Source organism: Halomonas borealis, assembly GCF_004798905.1.
GTDB classification, from domain to species: Bacteria; Pseudomonadota; Gammaproteobacteria; order Pseudomonadales; family Halomonadaceae; genus Halomonas; species Halomonas borealis.
Genome location: NZ_SDMO01000018.1, coordinates 25,693 through 44,447 on the forward strand (window position 1 = coordinate 25,693; position 18,755 = coordinate 44,447).

14 protein-coding genes are annotated in these 18,755 nt (G+C 66.7%); 6 read left to right on the forward strand and 8 right to left on the reverse strand.

The annotated features are described in order from the left end of the window. The first annotated feature begins 33 nt into the window (after nt 1-33). The 3 genes from ETC07_RS14245 (at nt 34) to ETC07_RS14255 (ending at nt 3,352) form a co-directional block, all read left to right on the forward strand. The gene (locus ETC07_RS14245; protein ID WP_136249186.1) at nt 34-1,110 is read left to right on the forward strand and encodes an ABC transporter substrate-binding protein; all 1,077 of its coding nucleotides are present in this window, start codon (nt 34-36) and stop codon (nt 1,108-1,110) included. Between the two features lie 140 nt (nt 1,111-1,250). After that, on the forward strand, nt 1,251-2,543 hold the full coding sequence (locus tag ETC07_RS14250; protein WP_136249187.1) for an NAD(P)/FAD-dependent oxidoreductase: 1,293 nt from the start codon (nt 1,251-1,253) through the stop codon (nt 2,541-2,543). Between the two features lie 260 nt (nt 2,544-2,803). Beyond that, on the forward strand, nt 2,804-3,352 hold the full coding sequence (locus tag ETC07_RS14255) for a glycine zipper 2TM domain-containing protein (RefSeq protein ID WP_136249188.1): 549 nt from the start codon (nt 2,804-2,806) through the stop codon (nt 3,350-3,352). Between the two features lie 78 nt (nt 3,353-3,430). Here the strand turns inward: ETC07_RS14255 and ETC07_RS14260 are convergent, their stop codons facing one another. Genes ETC07_RS14260 through ETC07_RS14280 form a run of 5 tightly spaced genes read right to left on the reverse strand, consistent with a single transcriptional unit; the run spans nt 3,431 to nt 9,461 of the window. Continuing rightward, entirely contained in the window at nt 3,431-3,673 is a 243-nt protein-coding gene (locus tag ETC07_RS14260; RefSeq protein ID WP_136249189.1) for a formate dehydrogenase subunit delta, read from the reverse strand. Nucleotides 3,674-3,683: 10 nt separating this feature from the next. Continuing rightward, complete coding sequence (gene fdhD, locus ETC07_RS14265) at nt 3,684-4,541, reverse strand: formate dehydrogenase accessory sulfurtransferase FdhD (protein WP_136249190.1); 858 nt, start codon at nt 4,539-4,541, stop codon at nt 3,684-3,686. Continuing rightward, on the reverse strand, nt 4,538-7,417 hold the full coding sequence (fdhF, locus tag ETC07_RS14270) for a formate dehydrogenase subunit alpha (RefSeq protein ID WP_136249191.1): 2,880 nt from the start codon (nt 7,415-7,417) through the stop codon (nt 4,538-4,540). The genes fdhD and fdhF overlap by 4 nt, the downstream gene beginning before the upstream one ends. Continuing rightward, nucleotides 7,414-8,970: a formate dehydrogenase beta subunit gene (locus ETC07_RS14275; RefSeq protein WP_136249192.1), complete on the reverse strand. Its 1,557-nt coding sequence runs from the start codon at nt 8,968-8,970 to the stop codon at nt 7,414-7,416. The genes fdhF and ETC07_RS14275 overlap by 4 nt, the downstream gene beginning before the upstream one ends. Further along, the gene (locus ETC07_RS14280) at nt 8,967-9,461 is read right to left on the reverse strand and encodes a formate dehydrogenase subunit gamma (protein WP_136249193.1); all 495 of its coding nucleotides are present in this window, start codon (nt 9,459-9,461) and stop codon (nt 8,967-8,969) included. The genes ETC07_RS14275 and ETC07_RS14280 overlap by 4 nt, the downstream gene beginning before the upstream one ends. A 130-nt stretch (nt 9,462-9,591) precedes the next feature. Between ETC07_RS14280 and ETC07_RS14285 the strand changes: the two genes are divergently transcribed. After that, nucleotides 9,592-10,662, forward strand: coding sequence for a substrate-binding domain-containing protein (locus ETC07_RS14285; RefSeq protein WP_136249194.1), 1,071 nt, complete (start codon nt 9,592-9,594; stop codon nt 10,660-10,662). Between the two features lie 48 nt (nt 10,663-10,710). On the opposite strand, the gene ETC07_RS14290 is transcribed toward ETC07_RS14285, so the two are convergent. Continuing rightward, entirely contained in the window at nt 10,711-12,195 is a 1,485-nt protein-coding gene (locus ETC07_RS14290; RefSeq protein WP_136249195.1) for a Na+/H+ antiporter NhaC family protein, read from the reverse strand. 201 nt (nt 12,196-12,396) lie between these two features. Continuing rightward, entirely contained in the window at nt 12,397-13,773 is a 1,377-nt protein-coding gene (locus ETC07_RS14295; RefSeq protein ID WP_136249196.1) for a glutamine synthetase family protein, read from the reverse strand. Nucleotides 13,774-14,031: 258 nt separating this feature from the next. On the opposite strand from ETC07_RS14295, the gene ETC07_RS14300 reads away from it, so the two are divergent. Beyond that, the gene (locus ETC07_RS14300; RefSeq protein ID WP_136249197.1) at nt 14,032-14,769 is read left to right on the forward strand and encodes a gamma-glutamyl-gamma-aminobutyrate hydrolase family protein; all 738 of its coding nucleotides are present in this window, start codon (nt 14,032-14,034) and stop codon (nt 14,767-14,769) included. A gap of 259 nt (nt 14,770-15,028) precedes the next feature. Here the strand turns inward: ETC07_RS14300 and ETC07_RS14305 are convergent, their stop codons facing one another. Then, complete coding sequence (locus ETC07_RS14305; protein WP_136249198.1) at nt 15,029-16,972, reverse strand: Na+/H+ antiporter NhaC family protein; 1,944 nt, start codon at nt 16,970-16,972, stop codon at nt 15,029-15,031. 283 nt (nt 16,973-17,255) lie between these two features. Between ETC07_RS14305 and ETC07_RS14310 the strand changes: the two genes are divergently transcribed. Continuing rightward, nucleotides 17,256-18,659, forward strand: coding sequence for an aspartate aminotransferase family protein (locus tag ETC07_RS14310; RefSeq protein ID WP_136249199.1), 1,404 nt, complete (start codon nt 17,256-17,258; stop codon nt 18,657-18,659). Nucleotides 18,660-18,755: the final 96 nt, after the last annotated feature.

Here is an 18,755-nt window from a genome sequence, read left to right on the forward strand (position 1 = left end):
TCCTTATTATCGAGCACCTCAAGGGAACCAAGCATGCCTGCAACAATAACGCGCAATACCATCGCCCTGGCCCTGTCGCTGGGCGGCCTCGCCCTCGCCGGGCAGGCACAGGCCGAAGAAGACAAGCTCTATCTCTTCAACTGGACCCAGTATATGGACCCGGCGATCATCGAGGCCTTCGAGGAGGCATACGACGTCGAGGTGGTGCAGAACTACTTCAATTCGCTGCCGGAGATGTTTGCCAAGCTCAACGCCGGCGGCACCTCCCAGTACGACGTCATCGTGCCGTCCAACTATTATGTGCCGCGGCTGATCGAGACCGGGCTGGTCCAGCCGCTGGACGAGTCCCGGCTCGACAACCTGGGCAACGTCATGGCGCAGTTCCAGGATCCGTCCTACGACCCCGGTGGCCGCTACTCGGTGCCGTACCAGTGGGGCACCACCGGCATCGTCTACAACACCGAGACCTTCCCCGAGGCGCCCAAGAGTTGGTCGCTGATGTTCGATCGCGAGGTCAACGACGACTATCCCATCGCCATGATCAGCGATGGCCAGGTCACCATGGGCGGCGCCTGCGCCTATCTGGGGCATGGCTACGACTGCACCGGCCTTGACGCCTGGCGCGAGGCGGCGCGCTTGATGATCGAGACCAAGGGGCGCGATACCTTCAGCGGCTTCACCGATGGCACGCCGGCGTTGCAGCAGCTGTCCCGTGGGGTGATCCAGGCCGGTATGTCCTTCAACGGCGACTATCTCTATCTGAAAGACGAGAACCCGCAGGCCTTCGAGAACCTGGCGTTCATGATTCCTGAGGAAGGCGCCGAGAAGTGGGTCGACACCATGATGATTCCCTCCGAGGCGCCGCACCCGGGCCTGGCGCACAAGTTCATCGACTTCATCCTCGATGCGCGGATCGGCGCCCAGCTGTCCGGCTACACCTATTACGCGAGTCCCAATGCCGCGGCCGAGCCCTACCTCGACGAGGTGCTGACCCAACCGCCGATCATGCCGAGCGATGAGGACCTGGCGCGTCTGACATTCATCCCGACGCTCTCCGGCGCCACACTGCAGACCTTCCAGCAGCTGTGGTCCGAGGTGCAGGCGCGGTAGCAGGCCTCACCATCTCACGCGCTATGGTGCCAGGTGGGGCGTGATGGCAAGAAAAGCATGTCATGTTGTTGGAGTTTTGAGCGATTAATCCGTAATATCGGCCTCTTGGTGTTAAATAAAAAAACCATTTTGGAGGCCCTATGCGCGTCTCGAACGAAACCGAACACGTCGGATCCTGGTACGCCGCCACCGCCAACCCGGTGTCCGAGCGGCCTGCCCTGGAGGGGGAGGTGAGCTGTGATGTCTGCGTGGTGGGGGCGGGCTTTTCCGGCATTTCCGCGGCCCTCCACCTGGCCGAGAAGGGGCTCAAGGTGGTGGTGCTGGAAGCCGCAAGGGTGGGCTTCGGGGCCTCCGGGCGCAACGGTGGCCAGATCGTCAACAGCTACAGCCGCGACATGGATGTCATCGAGGAGAAGTACGGCGACGGCATGGCGCAAGCGCTGGGAGACATGGCCTTCGAGGGCAATCGCATCATTCGTGAGCGGATCGAGCGCTACGGCATCGATTGCGATCTGCGTGATGGCAACCTCTTCGCCGCCTGCAATGCGCGTCAGATGAAGGGCCTGGTGGAGCACAAGGCGTTGTGGGAGCGTTACGGTCATCGTGAGCTGGAACTTCTCGAAGGCCGTGACGTGAAGCGCGAGGTGGGCAGCGACCGCTATGTGGGGGCGCTGGTCGATCATTCCGGCGGACATATTCACCCGCTCAACCTGGTGCTGGGCCAGGCCGCGGCGGTCGAGTCTTTGGGCGGCGTGATCTACGAGTGCACGCCGGTGACGGCCGTCGAACATGGTCAGCCGGTGCGTTTGTCCACGCCCGCTGGCACGGTCAGCGCCGAGCGGGTGGTCATGGCCGGCAATGCCTATCATCAAGGCATCATGCCGGCGCTGGAGGGCAAGTCGATGCCCTGCGGCACCCAGATCATCACCACCGAGCCCTTGGACGAGGCACGCGCCCGAGCGCTGCTGCCTAACAATCTGGCCGTCGAGGACTGCAACTATCTGCTCGACTATTTCCGGCTGACCGCCGACAACCGCCTGATCTATGGGGGTGGGGTCAACTATGGTGGTCAGGACCCGGCCGACATCGAGGCAGTGATTCGTCCCAAGATGGAGAAGACCTTCCCGGGCCTCAAGGGCGTGCGCGTCGACTATGCCTGGAGCGGCACCTTCCTGATGACGCTGAATCGACTGCCGCAATTCGGCGTGATCAACGATAACGTCTACTATGCCCAGGGCTACTCGGGCCACGGGGTGACCTGTACCCACCTGGCCGGCCGCCTGATCGCTGAGGCCATGACCGGGCGGGAGGAACGTTTCGATGCCTTCGCCGGGCTGCCGCAGCTGCCGTTCCCCGGCGGCCGGATGCTGCGTGTGCCGCTTTCGGCGATGGGCGCCTGGTATTACGAGGCGCGTGATCGCCTGGGCATCTGAGCCGCCGTCCGCGTCGCGATGGCGTCGTCTGGCGAAGACCTGGCCTCTGTGCCTGTCGCCGCTCGCCGACAGCGACGCAGCAAGTGTGGAACCTCTACGAGCGGGCTGGAGCCCTGGGCGAGGACGATCGATAATATAGGGGCCGGTGTCGGGCAGGAGGCCCGGCAGCGGCGATCGCCATCGCTGGAGCGCGTAGCGGGAGGCCGGCGAGCAATGCCCGTCTCCGTGCCGTACCGAACATTCGACGAGAGGTATATAACATGAGCAAGTCGATCGTGGTGGGGAGCGTTCTGGCGGTGCTGGGGCTTGGCGGCATGGCGTTTGGCGCCTGGCAGGTGCAGGAAAGCCGCCAGCCCGAGTTCGCCGACATCACCGGCGTAGAGACCCTGACCCGGTCGGTGGAGACGCCACGCGAGGTCTGCGAGAACGTGGTGGTACAGCGCCAGGCGCCGACGCGCGACCCGCACAGCGTGGTCGGCACGGCGGCCGGCGCCATCGTCGGCGGGCTGCTCGGCAACCAGGTGGGCGGCGGCAGCGGCAAGAAGATCGCCACCGTGGCCGGTGCCGTCGGCGGCGGCTTCGCCGGCCGCGAGGTGCAGCAACGCGTCGAGGCCGGCCAGACCGTCTCCACCACCGAGCAGCGTTGCCACACCGTGACCGATTCCCGTGAGGAAACCACCGGCTACGAGGTCAGCTGGCACTACGACGGCGAGTCGCATACCAGCCAGCTGGATCAACGCCCCGCGGGCGAGACGGTCCGGGTGGTGAATGGCGAGCCCCAGTGGGGGGAGCCCAAGGCCGAGGGTTGATATCGACTATGGCACTCGCGCATGCGGCATGACAACGGGGCCGCCCTTGAGGGCGGCCCCGTCGCGTTGTCGCGGGCATCAATCGGTCTGTAGAGCCTGGCGTTCGGCCAGCCGCTCCACCGCCTGGCGGGCCAGCGGCATCAGGCCAGAGTCCGGCTCGTCGAGCCGGGCGATGATGCGCCGTTTCATGGCGCGCGCCCAGAACTTCTCGAGGTGGCCGCAGACGCCGGCCACCGTCTCGTCTTCCGTGCGGCCGCCGCTCAGGTTGGTGGCGATCTGGTTGACCATCTGCACCAGGGTTTCGCCTGGATCGTGAGACATGCTCTCTTCCTCAACCGTCATGGGCCCGGGCCGACAGGATGTCGACAGGGCGATGATAGATCAGTTGGCGGCCGGGCCGGGCGAAGCCGACCAGCAGTAGCCCAGCCTCCCGGGCCTGTTCCACCGCCAGCGCGGTGGCCGCCGAGACGGCCACCAGGGCGCCGATGCCGGCGCAGGCGCTCTTGTGCACCATCTCGTAACTGGCGCGGCTAGAGACCAGCACGAAACCGTCTTCGTCGGGGCCGCCCTCGCGGGCCAGGGCGCCGATCAGCTTGTCCAGGGCGTTATGGCGGCCCACGTCCTCGCGCGCTAGTCGCACTCGACCGTCGGCGTCGCACCAGGCGGCGGCATGGGTGGCCCCGGTGGCCGCCTGCAACCGCTGGTGTTCGGCCAGCGCGCCGAGGGCGTGCTGGATGGCGGCATCGCCGAGCGCCGGCGCCCGCACCCGAGGGATCGGGCGAATCGCCTGTTCCAGCGATTCGGTACCGCACAACCCGCAGCCGGTGCGCCCGGCCAGGCTGCGACGGCGCGCCTTGAGCTCCGCCAGCCGTTGGGCGGCGATGGTCAGATGTACCGCCATGCCTCGGGATTCCTCCCGGACCTCCAGGTCGTAGCACTCGTGGGGGTGTGCGAGGATGCCCTCGGTGAGGCTGAAGCCCAGCGCGAACTCCTCGAGATCGGCGGGGCTCGCCATCATCACCGCATGGGAGATGCCGTTGTAGACCAGCGCCACCGGCACCTCGAGGGCCAGGGCGTCGTCCACCGCGTCAGCGGCCCAGCCCGAGGCCTCGCGATGCACTTCCACCCGTTGATGCGCCAGGGAGGAGCGGCCGTCGCCAGGCGTGGGGGCGCCTGCGTGCCGGTTCATGGCGCCGATTCCCGGGCCGTTTCCAGGTGTTGGCGTTGCCGACGGTCGGCCGCATCGAAACGCCGTTGCCACTCGGAGGGCCGACTGACCTTCTCGACCTGTACCGCGGTCACCTTGTACTCGGGGCAGTTGGTGGCCCAGTCGGAGCTGTCGGTGGTGATCACGTTGGCGCCGCTGCCCGGATGGTGGAAGGTGGTGTAGACCACGCCGGGCTGCATGCGCTCGCTGAGCCGCGCCCGCAGCACGGTCTGTCCGGCGCGGCTGGTGATGCCCAGCCAATCGCCGTCTCGGATGCCGCGGACCTCGGCGTCGGAAGGATGCACCTCGATCACGTCCTCGTCGTGCCACACCTGGTTGTCGGTGCGTCGCGTTTGGGCGCCGACGTTGTACTGAGACAGGATCCGCCCGGTGGTCAGCAGCAGCGGGAAGCGCCGATTGGCGCGTTCCTCGCTGGCCACGTACTCGGTGATCGCGAAGCGGCCACGGCCGATCGGGAACTCCAGTTCATGCAGGGTCGGCGTGCCGTCGGGATGCTCGGCGTTGCAGGGCCACTGCAGGCTGCCGTGCTCCTCGAGCTTGGCATAGCTGACGCCGGTGAAGGTCGGCGTCAGACGGGCGATCTCGTCCATGATCTCGGACGGGTGAGCGTAGTCCATGGGGTATCCCAGCGCCCGGGCCAGCTCGACGGTGACCTCCCAGTCGGCCTTGCCGGCCAGCGGCGGCATCACCTTGCGCACGCGGTTGATGCGTCGCTCGGCGTTGGTGAAGGTGCCGTCCTTCTCCAGGAAGCTCGAGCCCGGCAACAGCACATGGGCGTACTTGGCGGTCTCGTTGAGGAAGATGTCCTGGACGATCAGGCAGTCCAGCGCCGCGAGCGCCGCTTCCACATGATGGGTGTTGGGGTCGGACTGGGCGATGTCCTCGCCCTGCACGTAGAGCGCCTTGAAGGTGCCCTCGATGGCGGCGTCGAACATGTTGGGGATGCGCAGCCCCGGTTCGTCGTCGAGCGCCACGCCCCAGGCGGACTCGAAGCGAGCGCGGACCGCGCCATCGGCGACATGCTGATAGCCCGGCAGCTCATGGGGGAAAGAGCCCATGTCGCAGGAGCCCTGCACGTTGTTCTGCCCGCGCAGCGGGTTCACGCCCACGCCCTCGCGGCCGATGTTGCCGGTGGCCAGCGCCAGGTTGGCGATGCCCATCACCATGGTCGAGCCCTGGCTGTGCTCGGTGACGCCCAGGCCGTAGTAGATGGCGCCGTTGCCCGCGGTGGCGTAGGTGCGAGCGGCCTGGCGCACCGCCTCGGCGGCCACCCCGGTGATCGCCTCGCTGGCCTCGGGGGAGTGACGCTCCTGCGCGATGAACTCGCGCCAGGCACGATAGGCCTGGGTGTCGCAGCGGGCCGCGATGAAGTCGTGGTCTTCGAGCCCTTCCGTCACCACCACATGGGCCAGGGCGTTGATCAGCGCCACGTTGGTGCCGGGGCGCAGCGGCAGGTGCTGGGCCTCATTCAGGTGTGGTGTCTTGAGCAGGTCGATGCGCCGCGGGTCGGCGACGATCAGCGAGGCGCCCTGGCGCAGCCGCTTGCGCATCAGCGAGCCGAATACCGGGTGAGCGTCGGTGGGGTTGGCGCCGATCACGATGATGGCGTCGGCCTGCATCACCGAGTCGAAGGTCTGGGTGCCGGCGGATTCGCCCAGGGTGGTCTTGAGGCCATAGCCGGTGGGTGAGTGGCAGACCCGCGCGCAGGTGTCGGTGTTGTTGTTACCGAAGGCCGCGCGGATCAGCTTCTGTACCAGGTAGGTCTCCTCGTTGGTACAGCGCGAGGAGGTGATGCCGCCGATGCTCTCGCGGCCGTGCTCGGCCTGGATCGCCGTGAGTCGCTCGGCGGCGAAGGCGATGGCGTCTTCCCAGCCGACCGGGCGCCAGGGCTGGTCGATGGACTCACGAATCATCGGCGTGGTGATGCGGTCCGGATGGGTCGCGTAGCCGAAGGCGAAGCGGCCCTTGACGCAGGAATGGCCGTGGTTCGCATCGCCGCCCTTGTAGGGCACCATGCGCACCAGCTGATCGCCCTTCATCTGGGCCTCGAAGGAGCAGCCCACGCCGCAGTAGGCGCAGGTGGTGATCACGCTGTGCTCGGGCTGGCCGGCATCGATGACGCTCTTCTCCATCAGTGTCGAGGTCGGGCAGGCCTCGACACAGGCACCGCAGGACACGCACTCGGAGTCCATGAAGGCCTCGTCCTGGCCGGCCGCCACCTTGGAATCGAAGCCGCGGCCATCGATGGTCAGCGCGAAGGTGCCCTGGACCTCCTCGCAGGCGCGCACGCAGCGCGAGCAGACGATGCACTTGCTGGGGTCGAAGCTGAAGTAGGGGTTGGAATGATCCTTCTCGGCGGCCAGGTGGTTCTCGCCCTCGAAGCCGTAGCGCACCTCGCGCAACCCTACCGCGCCGGCCATGTCCTGGAGCTCGCAGTCGCCGTTGGCGGGGCAGGTCAGGCAGTCCAGCGGGTGGTCGGAGATGTAGAGCTCCATGATGTTGCGGCGCAGCCGGGCCAGGCGCTCGTTCTGAGTGGTGACCCTCATGCCCTCGGCCACCGGGGTGGTGCAGGCCGCCGGTGTGCCGCGCTTGCCTTCCACCTGGACGGCGCACAGCCGGCAGGAGCCGAAGGCTTCCAGGCTGTCGGTGGCACACAGCTTGGGGATGTTGATGTCGGCCAGCGCCGCGGCACGCAGCAGCGAGGTGCCCTCGGGCACGCGGATCTCGACGCCGTCGATCTCGAGGCTTACCGGGGCCGCATCGGCCGCGGGAGGAGGCGTGCCCAGATCTTTGGCAAGCGCCTTGTCGTGCTGGCGGGGATCGAAGTGCTGAATCATGAGCGGTCTCCTTGCGGCGCGCGCTGGAAGTCGCCGGCGAAGTGTTGCAGGGCGCTCTGCACCGGGAAGGGTGTCATGCCGCCCATGGCGCACAGCGAACCGTCTTCCATGGTCTCGCAGAGTTCACCGAGCAGCGCGAGGTTGGCCTCGCGGTTGTCGTCCGCGCGGATGCGGTCGATGACCTCCACGCCGCGGGTCGAGCCGATGCGACAAGGGGTGCACTTGCCGCAGGATTCCACCTTGCAGAACTCCATCGAGAAGCGTGCCTGCTCGGCCATGTCGACGGTTTCGTCGAACATCACCACGCCGCCGTGGCCGATTCCCGCGCCGACCTCGGAGAAGGCCTCGTAGTCCAGCGGCAGGTCCCACTGACTCTCGGGCAGGTAGGCACATAGCGGGCCGCCGACCTGCACCGCGCGCAGCGGCCGGCCGCTGGCGGTGCCGCCGCCGAAGTCTTCCATCAGCGTGCGCAGTGGGGTGCCGAAGGCCAGTTCGACTAACCCGCCGCGCTGGACGTTGCCGGCCAGCTGCAGGGCCAGGGTGCCACGCGAGCGCCCCAGGCCATGATCGGCGTAGGCCTGGGCACCTTCGGCGAGGATGAAGGGCACGGCGGCCAGCGACAGCACGTTGTTGACCACGGTCGGGCGGCCGAACAGTCCTTCGATGGCCGGAAGCGGCGGCTTGAAGCGCACCATGCCGCGCTTGCCCTCGAGGCTCTCCAGCAGGGAGGTCTCCTCGCCGCAGATATAGGCGCCGGCGCCCAGGCGAACCTCCAGGTGGAAGGCGCGGCCATGGCCGAGGATGTCGTCGCCCAGGTAGCCGGCGGCCTCGGCACGCGCGATGGCGTCATCGAGAACTTGCTTGGCCAACGGGTATTCGGAGCGCAGGTAGATGTAGCCCTGGGTGGCGTTCACGGCGAGCCCGGCGATGGCCATGCCCTCGATCAGCCCATAGGGATCGCACTCCATCATCAGGCGGTCGGCGAAGGTACCGGAGTCACCTTCGTCGGCGTTGCAGACGATGTACTTCTGATCCGCCGGGGTATCGAGCACCGTCTGCCACTTGATGCCGGTGGGGAAGGCCGCGCCGCCGCGGCCGCGCAGGCCGGAGGCCTTGAGTTCCTCGACGATGTCCTGGGGCTCGCGGGTGAGCGCCGCCTCCAGGCCCCGGAAGCCGTCGTGGGCGCGGTAGTCGTCGATCGACAGCGGCTCGGTGACGCCGATGCGGGCGAAGGTCAGACGCTGCTGGCGGGCGAGATACGGGATCGCCTCGGTAAGCCCTTGTGCCAGCGGATGGTCGTCGCGGCCCTCGAGCAGCCCGGCATCGAGCAGCGATGCGATATCGTCGGGCGTCACCGGCCCGAAGGCGACCCGGCCGGCGGGGGTCTCGACCTCGACCAGCGGCTCCAGCCAGGCCAGACCGCGGGAACCGTTACGCACCATGGTCAGCTCGAGATCGCGTTGCTTGGCCTCGCGCTCGAGCCGATCGGCCACGGCGTCGGCGCCCAACGAGAGGGCGGTGGTGTCACGGGGAACGAAGACACGAACGCTCATCCGATCACCTCCAGGGGCTGGGTGCGCAGTTCATCGACCAGGACGTCGAAGGCCGCGGGGGAGACCCGGCCGAGGACACGGTCGTCGATGCGCACCGAGGGGCCGCAGGCGCAGTTGCCCAGGCAGTAGACCGCCTCCAGGGTGATCTCGCGGTCGGCGGTGGTCTGGTGGTAGTCGATGCCGAGGCTGGCCTTGGCGTGGGCCTCCAGAGTACGGGCGCCCCGGGCCTGGCAGGCCTCGGCGCGGCAGACCTGGACCACGTGGCTCCCGGGTGGCGAGGTACGGAAATGATGATAGAAGCTGATCACGCCGTGCACCTCGGCACGGGTCTGGCCCAGCGATTCGGCGATGATCGGCACCGCGTCGTCGGGGACATGGCCGAAGCGGTCCTGAAGGGCGTGCAGGATCGGCAGCAGGGCGCCGGGCTTGTGCTGCAAGGCGTCGATCTCGGCTTGGATCGCCTGGGGCGTCCACTCTCGGGAATCACGCATCGAGTCCCCCTGTTTCGTTGTCGTTCTGGTGGAATATGCACGCTGGTTCATAGGTGGGGTAGGGCGTGCGCCACGGTCCAGATAACGCTAGCATCGGTGCCTCGATGGCAAAATATGAAACTTACTTCACATGAAACGCATCCACATCACGCCGGCCTGGCACTTCAGCGACGAGGCCGGTCACCAGCTCGACCCCAAGCTGTTCGGCCTGCTCGAGGCGGTGCATCGGCATGGCAAGCTCACCCGGGCCGCCGCATCGGTGGGCATCTCCTATCGCCATGCCTGGAACCTGCTCAACAAGTGGAGCGACTTCTTCGGTATCCCCCTGGTCGAGCTCGAGCGCGGTCGCGGCGCGCGGCTGTCGCCCTTGGGCGAGAAGCTGTTATGGGCCGAGCAGCGTGTGATCGCCCGGCTGGGCCCGCAGCTGGAAAGCCTCGGCTCCGAGCTCAACCTGGCCATCCAGCAGACCCTGGAGGGCGTCAAGCCGGTGTTGCGGCTGTATGCCACCCACGGTTATGCCATCGAGCTGTTGCCGGCGCATCTCGATGAACTCGGCCTCGACCTCCAATATTGTAGTTCTCGTGAGGCGCTGGCGGCATTGCAACGTGGGGCCTGTGACCTGGCCGGCCTGCACCTGCCGCGCGGCGAGGTCGGCGAGCGGGTGATCCATGGCTATCGCGATCTGCTCAAGCCGCGCAGCTACCGGGTCATACGCTTCATTACCCGGCGCCAAGGGGTGATGGTAGCGCCGGGTAATCCGTTGGGAATCGGTGGCCTGGCGGACCTGGTGCGGTCGGACGTGCGCTTCATCAATCGCCAGGCAGGCTCGGGCACCCGGGCGCTGCTGGATGGCCTGTTGGAGGGGCAAGGCCTGTCGAGGCGGCGTATTCGTGGCTACGAGATCGAGGAATATACCCACTCGGCGGTGGCGGCCTATGTCGCCGCGGGCATGGCGGAGGCGGGGTTCGGGGTCGAGGCGGCGGCCCGGCGCTTCGGACTCGATTTCGTGCCGCTGGCGCTGGAGGACTACCTGCTGATCGGACATCGACGCAGCCTGGCGGAGCCGAAGCTCACGACGCTGCGCCGGGTGCTGGCCGGCGAGGCCTTCCAGGCGGCGGTGGCCGAACTGCCGGGATATACGCCGGATCGTTGCGGCGAGGTGGAGGGCATCGAGGCGCTGTTGTCAGGAAAAGGGTCATGAACCCGGCAGCGCGGCGCTCCGGGGCCGCGCTACCGGTGGTGATGGGAATTAGCTCAGTGCATAGCCCAGTGCCAGGAACCCCAGTGCGGTGACGCCGGCCCCGATCAGGGCGTAGGGGAACTGGGTGAGGGCGTGCTGCATCGGCTGGCAACCGCTGCCCTGGGACGAGAGCACCGAGGAGTCCGAGAAGAAGCAGGCATGGCTACCGAAGCTCGAGGCGGAGAGCAATGCACCGACGACCAGCGGCATCGGGGCGCCCATGCTCTGGGCGATGGGCACCACGATGGGGATCGAGATCACGAACACCCCCCAGGAGGAGCCGGTGGCGAAGACCACCACGGCCATGGACAGGAACACGATGGCCGGCAGCAGGGCTATCGTCAGGTGGGGCGTCAGGGAGTCGATCATGAAGGCGGTCATGCCCAGCTGATCATTGATCTCGCGCAGCACGAAGCCCACCGCGACGATGGCCAGCGGCAGCATCATGGTGCGAAAGCCGTCCATGATGGCATCCATCAGGGTGGCGAAGGTGGCCAGGCGCTGGATCAGGTAGAGCAGGATGGTGAACATGATCGCCACGATCACGCCCTTGAGCAGGTCGATCTCGAACCAGGCGCTGGCGCCGATCAGCACCGCCATCGGCAGCAGGAAGTTGATCACGCCGACCCACGGCTGGGTCGTGGGCACATCGTCCTCGCCGAGGGCGACATCGGGTGCCTCGTCGGGGATCGGCTGGCCGTTCTTGGCACGCGCTTCGGCGGCCTTCATCGGCCCGATGTCGGGCATGATGCCGATGGCCACCAGCACGACCAGACCCATGGCCACCCAACCGTAGAGCATGAAGGGGATCGACTGGATGTAGAGCCACATGCCCGAGCCCTCGACCGCGCCGTTGGTCTCGAGCAATTCGGCGAAGTAGACCGCCCAGGTAGAGAGTGGCACCAGGATGCAGATCGGCGCCGCCGTGGAGTCGACGATATAGGCGAGCTTCTCGCGGGAGACGCCGAAGCGGTCGGTGAGACGCTTCATGGCCGCCGAGGTGGCCAGGGCGTTGAGGTAGTCGTCGATGAAGATCATCACGCCCAGGCCGGCGGTGCTCAGCAGCGACTGGCGGCGCGTCTTGACCAGGCGGGTCATGAAATGGCTGAAGCTCAGGGTGCAGCCCGATTTCTCCAGCATGGCGATGAAGCCGCCCATCAGGCCGCAGACCAGGATCAGCCAGGCGATGGTCTCGTCCATCATCACCGAGAGCGAGATGTCGGCCAGTTCACCGATGAAGTCCTGAGGCTGGAGCAGGATCAGGCCCGAGATGGCGCCGATCGCCAGGGCCTCGAGGGTGCGGTGGGTGGCAATGGCCACCACCAGCACGATCAGCGAGGGCACCAGGCTGATCCAGCCGAAGTCCGTGCCAGCTTGGTGGGTCAGTGTCAGGCTGACCACCGTGCCCAGCACGCTCAGCATCAGCAGTAGGGTGCGGCCCGTGCCGCGTCGCGTGGGCAGCGAGGGGGCGAAGGGGTGAGTGGGCTGGTTCATGCGTGACCTCCGTGGTGTGTTGTCGTGGATCGCGCGGTATGAACCGGGGCAGCAGACATTGTGATTGTCATTGTCATTGCGGGGCTCCCTTGGTGGGGTAGGGGCACGAGGCGGACCGGACGCCCGCCGGTGAATCACCGGGATCGTCGATGACGGGGCGCTCAGGGGAAGCGGCGCGGTCGACGGGCCTGGCGTCGTGGCTCAGACGTGGCGCAGGTACCAGTCGTACTCCAGCTTGCTCACCGTCTGCATGGCCGCCGTGCGCTCGGCCCGGCGGTTGGCGATGAAGACGTGCAGGAACTCTGGCCCCAGGGCCTCGGTGAGCGCCTCGCTGTCCTCCAGCAGGTCCAGGGCCTGATGCCAGCTGTTGGTCAGGGTCGGCGCGAACTGGTCGTAGGCGTTGCCGGTGACCGCCTCGCCCGGTGATAGCTGGCGGTGAATGCCATGGTTCACCGAGGCCAGCAGGGTGGCCAGGAGCAGGTAGGGGTTGGCGTCGGCGCCGGCGACCCGATGCTCGACCCGACGGGCGACGTTGGGGCCCGAGGGGATGCGCAGGGCTACCGAGCGGTTGTCGTATCCCCAGGTCGGGGTCATGGGCACGTAGAGGCCCGGCTGGAAGCGACGAAAGGAGTTGAGGTTAGGGGCGAAAAGCGCCATGGACGCCGGCATCAGGGCCATCAGGCCGGCGATGGCATGCTGCAGGGTCGCGGTGCCCAGCGGCTGCTCGTCGGCGGCGGAGAAGACGTTGTGCCCTTCGCCGTCGAGCAGGCTCATGTGCACGTGCATGCCATTGCCGGCCTCGCCGCCGTAGGGCTTGGCCATGAAGGTGGCTTCGAAGCCGTGGCGGATGGCCACGCCCTTGATCAGGCGCTTGAGCAGTACGGCGCTGTCGCAGGCCTTGAGCACGTCGTCGCAGTGGATCAGGTTGATCTCGAACTGGCCCGGCGCGCACTCCTTGAGGGCGGTGTCCAGCGGCAGTCGCTGGGCCTGGGCCGCGGCCTGGACCTCTTCCAGGAAGTCGGCGTATTCGTCGAGCTCGTTGATCGAGTAGAGCTGGCTCTCGGTGGCGCGCTCGCCGGTGGCCGGCGAGCGGGGTGGCTGGGCCATACCGAGCTCGTCGCGGGTGCGATCGATCAGGTAGAACTCCAGCTCCAGGGCGACCACGGGGGTCAGCCCCACGGCAGAGAGGCGTTCGGCCTGGCGAGTCAGCACGTGGCGGGGGTCGGCGAAGAAGGGGCCGTCCTCGCCGTTGCGCATGTCCATCAGTAGCTGAGCCTGCTTGCCGCCCCGCAGCCAAGGGGTGGGCATCAGCGTGCCGGCCACCGGACGGCAGACGCGATCGCTGTCGCCAGTGGACAGGCCAAGGCCGGTCTCCTCGATGGTGTTGCCGGTGATGTCCAGGGCGAACACCGAGGCAGGCAGATTGACCCCGTCGCGGAAGGCCTTCTCCAGATTGTCGCGGGGAATGCGCTTGCCGCGCAGCACGCCGTTGAGGTCGCTGATCAGTAGGTCGATGCTATCGACATCGGGGTGTCGTTCCAGGAAGTCGCGGGCTTCATCGGAGGGGGTGAGCGACATGAGGGCACCTGTTGGATTGTGATCGTTGGCAATGGTGACATCATTTAATCAACAGTCGTTGTTGTCAAATCTTTTACAGTTTTGGGCCGTTAGAGGCATGAAGGGCTTTCGGAAAATCATGATTTTTATGTTTTAAAGTAGTGTGTTAACAGTTTTTCGGCGTGACTGCTTCGTGGCTGACTTGGCAAGATAAATCGACCCATGTATGTTGATCAAAGAATGACGAATCTGGTTTCGTGCATGATCGAGGAGGCTGCCATGCAGACCCGACCCCTGGTGGGGGTGATCGCCTGTCGTCGCGAGGTGGAAGGCCACCCGTCGCACATGGTCACCGACAAGTATCTGAATGCCCTGCGGGATTACGGGCTCGAGCCGGTGATCCTGCCGGTCTGGGAAGATCTCGATGCCGCCGGCGTAGCGCCGCTGCTGTCACGGCTGGATGGCCTGGTGCTAACCGGCAGCTATACCAACGTCGAGCCGGGCCGCTATGGCGCGGAGCGCGCGCCGGAAAATACCCGGGGCGACCTCGACCGCGATGCCGCGGCCATGGCCTGGGTGCCCGCGGCCCTGGAGCTCGGGCTGCCGCTATTGGGCATCTGCCGTGGCTTCCAGGAGCTCAACGTGGCCTTCGGAGGGAGTCTCTACCAGGCGGTACAGGGCGTGCCCGGAAAGCTGGACCATCGTGAACCCGGTGGCGAAAAGGCGGCGCAGTACGCCCCCACCCACGATCTGGAGATCCTCTCGGGCGGGTGGCTCTCGCGGCTGCATGGTGAGCCGAGTGCTCGGATCAATTCCTTGCATCAACAGGGCATCGATCGCCTGGGCGAGGGCTTGAGCGTCGAGGCGGTGGCGCCGGACGGCCTGGTCGAGGCCTTCTCGGTGACCGATGCCCCGAACTTCGCCCTGGCGGTGCAGTGGCATCCCGAGTGGCAGCCCCGTGAGCACGCACTCTATGACGCCATCTTCCGTGGCTTCGCCGAGGCCTGTCATGGTTGAGGCCGGCCGCGAGGGATGTCGTATTCCCCGCTGATAGTGTCGTAACGCGAGAAGGGCCCGCCATGCAGCGGGCCCTTCCTGTTGGTGAAGGGTCGTCGGTGGAGTGCTGTTGGCGAAGTGTCGTGGCGGGAGCCTCGCGAAAGAGGCGCCGGCGATGGAAGACAGGGGCTTGGGGTGGGGGCAGGGCTCGAGGCGGGGCATGGTGTGTGACGCATAGGCCGCCGCCGGGCTCGGTCCCGGCGGCGGCTTGGCTGGGGTCTCAGGCGCGCGGTTGCGTCTCGAGGCGTTGGGGCTGGGGCGCTCCCTCGGTGGCCCGTCGGCCGAAGACGAAGAGGGTGGCGGTCAGTGCCGCGGCACCGCCGGCCAGCCCGACCCACCAGCTGATGCCATAGCCCACCGCGATGTTGCCGAAGACCATCGCCACCAGGCCTACCAGCAGGGCATAGGGGAGCTGGGTGCGCACATGGTCGATCAGGTCGCAGCCGCTGGCCATGGCGGCGAGCAGGGTCGTCTCGGCCAGGGGAGAGCAATGATCGCCCCATACGGCGCCGGCGAGCACCCCGGCCACCGAGGCATACAGCAGCGGCATGCCCTCGGCCGTGCCGGCGAGGCCATGATGGCTGAGCACCGCCCAGGCCAGGGGCACCACCAGGGGCATCATGATGCCCATCACGCCCCAGGAAGAGCCCGTGGCGAAGGCGGTGAAGCCCGCCAGGGCGAAGATCACCGCCGGCAACCATTGGGGCGACAGGCTGTCGCCGAGGGCGGTGACCAGGAAGTCACTGGTATGCAGGGCCTCGTTCACGTTGGCCAGTGCCCAGGCCATCATCAGGATGGTGATCGGCAGCAGCATCGACTTGACGCCCTCGAACCAGTAGTGAGCGGTCTCGGTCATGCTCATCAGCCGCTGGGCCTGGGTCAGGATCACCGCCACCACGCAGGAAGCCAAAGAGCCCCACATCATGGCGCTGAAGGAATCGCCTTCACCGAAGATGTCGCGCAGGTCGTGCTCGCCGCCGCCCAGTGCCGCGAGGCCGGTGGTGTAGATGCCGCCCAGGGTGATGGCCACCAGTACCAGCATGGGCACGATGGCATTGAGGGCGCGAGTGGGGATGCCCTCCTTGGTCGGGATGTCGGCCTCCTCGACGATGGCCTCGCGGTTGGTCAGCCCGGTGCGCTCCCCCGGCTCGGAGAGCGCGCGTCGCTCGGCCTGGAGCATCGGGCCGAAGTCGCGCCCGGTCCAGGCCACCAGGAATACGAAGGCCAGCGCCAGCAGCGGATAGGCGTTGTAGGGGATGGCGTTCACGAACACCGAATAGGCCGACTCGGACCAGCCTTCGATGCCGGCCATGGCCTCGCTGATCAGGCCGACCTGGAAGCCGATCCAGGTGGTGACCAGCATGATCGTCGAGACCGGGGCGGCGGTGCTGTCCACCAGGTAGGCGAGCTTAGCGCGGGAAATCCTCAGTCGATCGGTGATGTGGCGCATGGTGTTGCCGACGATCAAGGCGTTGGCGTAATCGTCGAAGAAGATCGCCAGGCCGAGCAGGGCGGTGGAGTTCTGGGCCTGGCGCCGGCCACGGATGAGGCGAGCGATGCGTTCGGCGATGCCGCGGGTCCCGCCATTACGCGAGATGATGCCGACCATGCCGCCGATCAGCAGACAGAACAGCACGATGGACATGTGGCCGCTGTCGCTGGCGGCCTCGAGCACGTGGACGTTGACCGAATCACCGAAGGCGCTGAGCAGGGCGCCGGCGCTCATGCCGTGCAGCACCCAGCCGCCGAGCAGCAGGCCGGCGAACAGGGCGATGATGACCTGGCGGAAGGCCAGCGCCAAGGTGATGGCGGTCAGCGCCGGCAACAGCGATAGCCAGGCGGGGAGGGCGTCGAGGGTTCGTTCGGCCACGATGCGGTCGGCGTCATCCATCAGGCGCAAACGGGCCGGCTCGCCGGGCAGGGTCAGCGTCAGGGTGGCGCTACCCGCGTCGACCGGGCTCAAGGCGATGGGTTGGCCGTCCAGCTCGGCCCGAACGCGCTGCTTCGGGGTGAGGCCATCCACGGTGATCTCGGTGTCGACGCCTGCGAGGATCACGTCCGGCACCGAGAGAGTGGGGGCAGCCTGTGCGGCCGAGACGCATAGCCAGAGCAGCAGCAACGCAGGGCTCAGGGCCCGGCGTAGGGTGGGGAGGTAGGGTGTCATGAGCGTGTCCCTGGATTGTTGTTGGTGAGCAGGGTGAGGTCGGGCGCCGTGGAGGCGCTTCCGGCGTCAATGAAATTTGGTCGTTGTGGTGTGAGGTGTCAACGATTTTGTTGTTGTTTTGTTATAGTGTCGATATTTTTAATTTAGGTGGTTTATATTAATCAAGGGGTTATTGGCGTTTTGCGCACGAGGAAGGGAAAGGGGTTGGCAGATCGAGATAGACCCTATATGTTGAGTAAACAATAACATTTCGGGTTGGCGTTCTTAACGGGAGGAAACGGCCATGACTCAGTCAGTCTCCGCGCGCTTCAACGCGCTGGATCGCGATCATCACCTTCATCCTTTTACCGACTTCAAGGCGCTCGGCGAGGAAGGTTGCCGGGTCATCACCGCGGCCCAGGGCGTATACATCGAGGACGCCGACGGCCATCGCATCCTCGATGGCATGGCCGGACTGTGGTGCGTGAACCTGGGCTATGGTCGCCAGGAGCTGGTCGATGCGGCGACCGAGCAGCTCCAGCAACTGCCTTTCTATAACACCTTCTTCAAGACCACCCATCCACCGGCGGTGGAGCTGGCCGAGACGCTGTGTCGCTTGGCGCCGGCCCACATGAACCGGGTGTTCTTCACCGGCTCGGGATCCGAGGCCAACGACACCATGCTGCGCATGGTGCGTCGCTATTGGGCGCTCAAGGGCAAGCCGGAGAAGCAGTGGATCATCGGCCGCGAGAACGGCTACCACGGCTCCACCGTGGCGGGCATGAGCCTGGGCGGCATGGCGCCCATGCATGACCAGGGCGGCCCCTGCGTGCCGGGCATCACCCATGTGCGCCAGCCCTACTGGTTCGGCGAAGGCCGCGACATGAGCCGGGATGACTTCGGACGCGCCTGCGCCGAGGCCATCGAGGCGAAGATCCTCGAACTCGGCGAAGAGCGCGTGGCGGCGGTCATCGCCGAGCCGGTGCAGGGTGCCGGTGGGGCCATCATCCCGCCCGAGAGCTATTGGCCGGCGGTCAAGGCGGTGCTGGCCAAGTACGATATCCTGCTGGTGGCCGATGAGGTCATCTGTGGCTTCGGTCGCCTCGGCGAGTGGTTCGGCAGTGTTCACTATGGTCTCGAGCCGGACCTGATGCCGGTCGCCAAGGGGCTCTCTTCCGGATACCTGCCGATCGGCGGCGTACTGGTGGGGGATCGCGTCGCCGAGACGCTGATCGAGGATGGCGGCGAGTTCTATCACGGCTTCACCTACTCCGGCCATCCGGCCTGCGCGGCGGTGGCGCTGAAGAACCTGCGGCTGATGGAAGCCGAAGGCGTGGTGGAGCGCGTGCGCGACGACGTCGGCCCCTACCTGGCCGAGCGCTGGGCGGAGCTGGCGCGGCATCCCTTGGTCGGCGAGGCCCGTTCGTTGGGGCTAATCGGCGCCCTGGAGATCGTCGCCGACAAGGCCAGCGGCGAGCGCTTCGACAAGTCACTGTCGGCGGGCAACCTGTGTCGCGATATCTGTTTCGAGACCGGGCTGGTGATGCGCTCCGTGGGCGATATCATGGTCATCTCTCCCCCCCTGGTCATCACGCGCGAGGAGATCGACGAACTGGTGCGCCTGGCCTGGGCGGCGCTCGACGAGACGGCGCGTCGCCTCGTGGCTCAAGGGGCAACCATCCACGCAACCGAGGAGATGCCCGCATGAACCGCCCCCAATGCCTGGCCGACTGGCAGGACGAGGCCGACTCCCTGAAGGCGAGCCTCGAGACCCGCGCCTATATCGACGACGCCTTCGTCGATG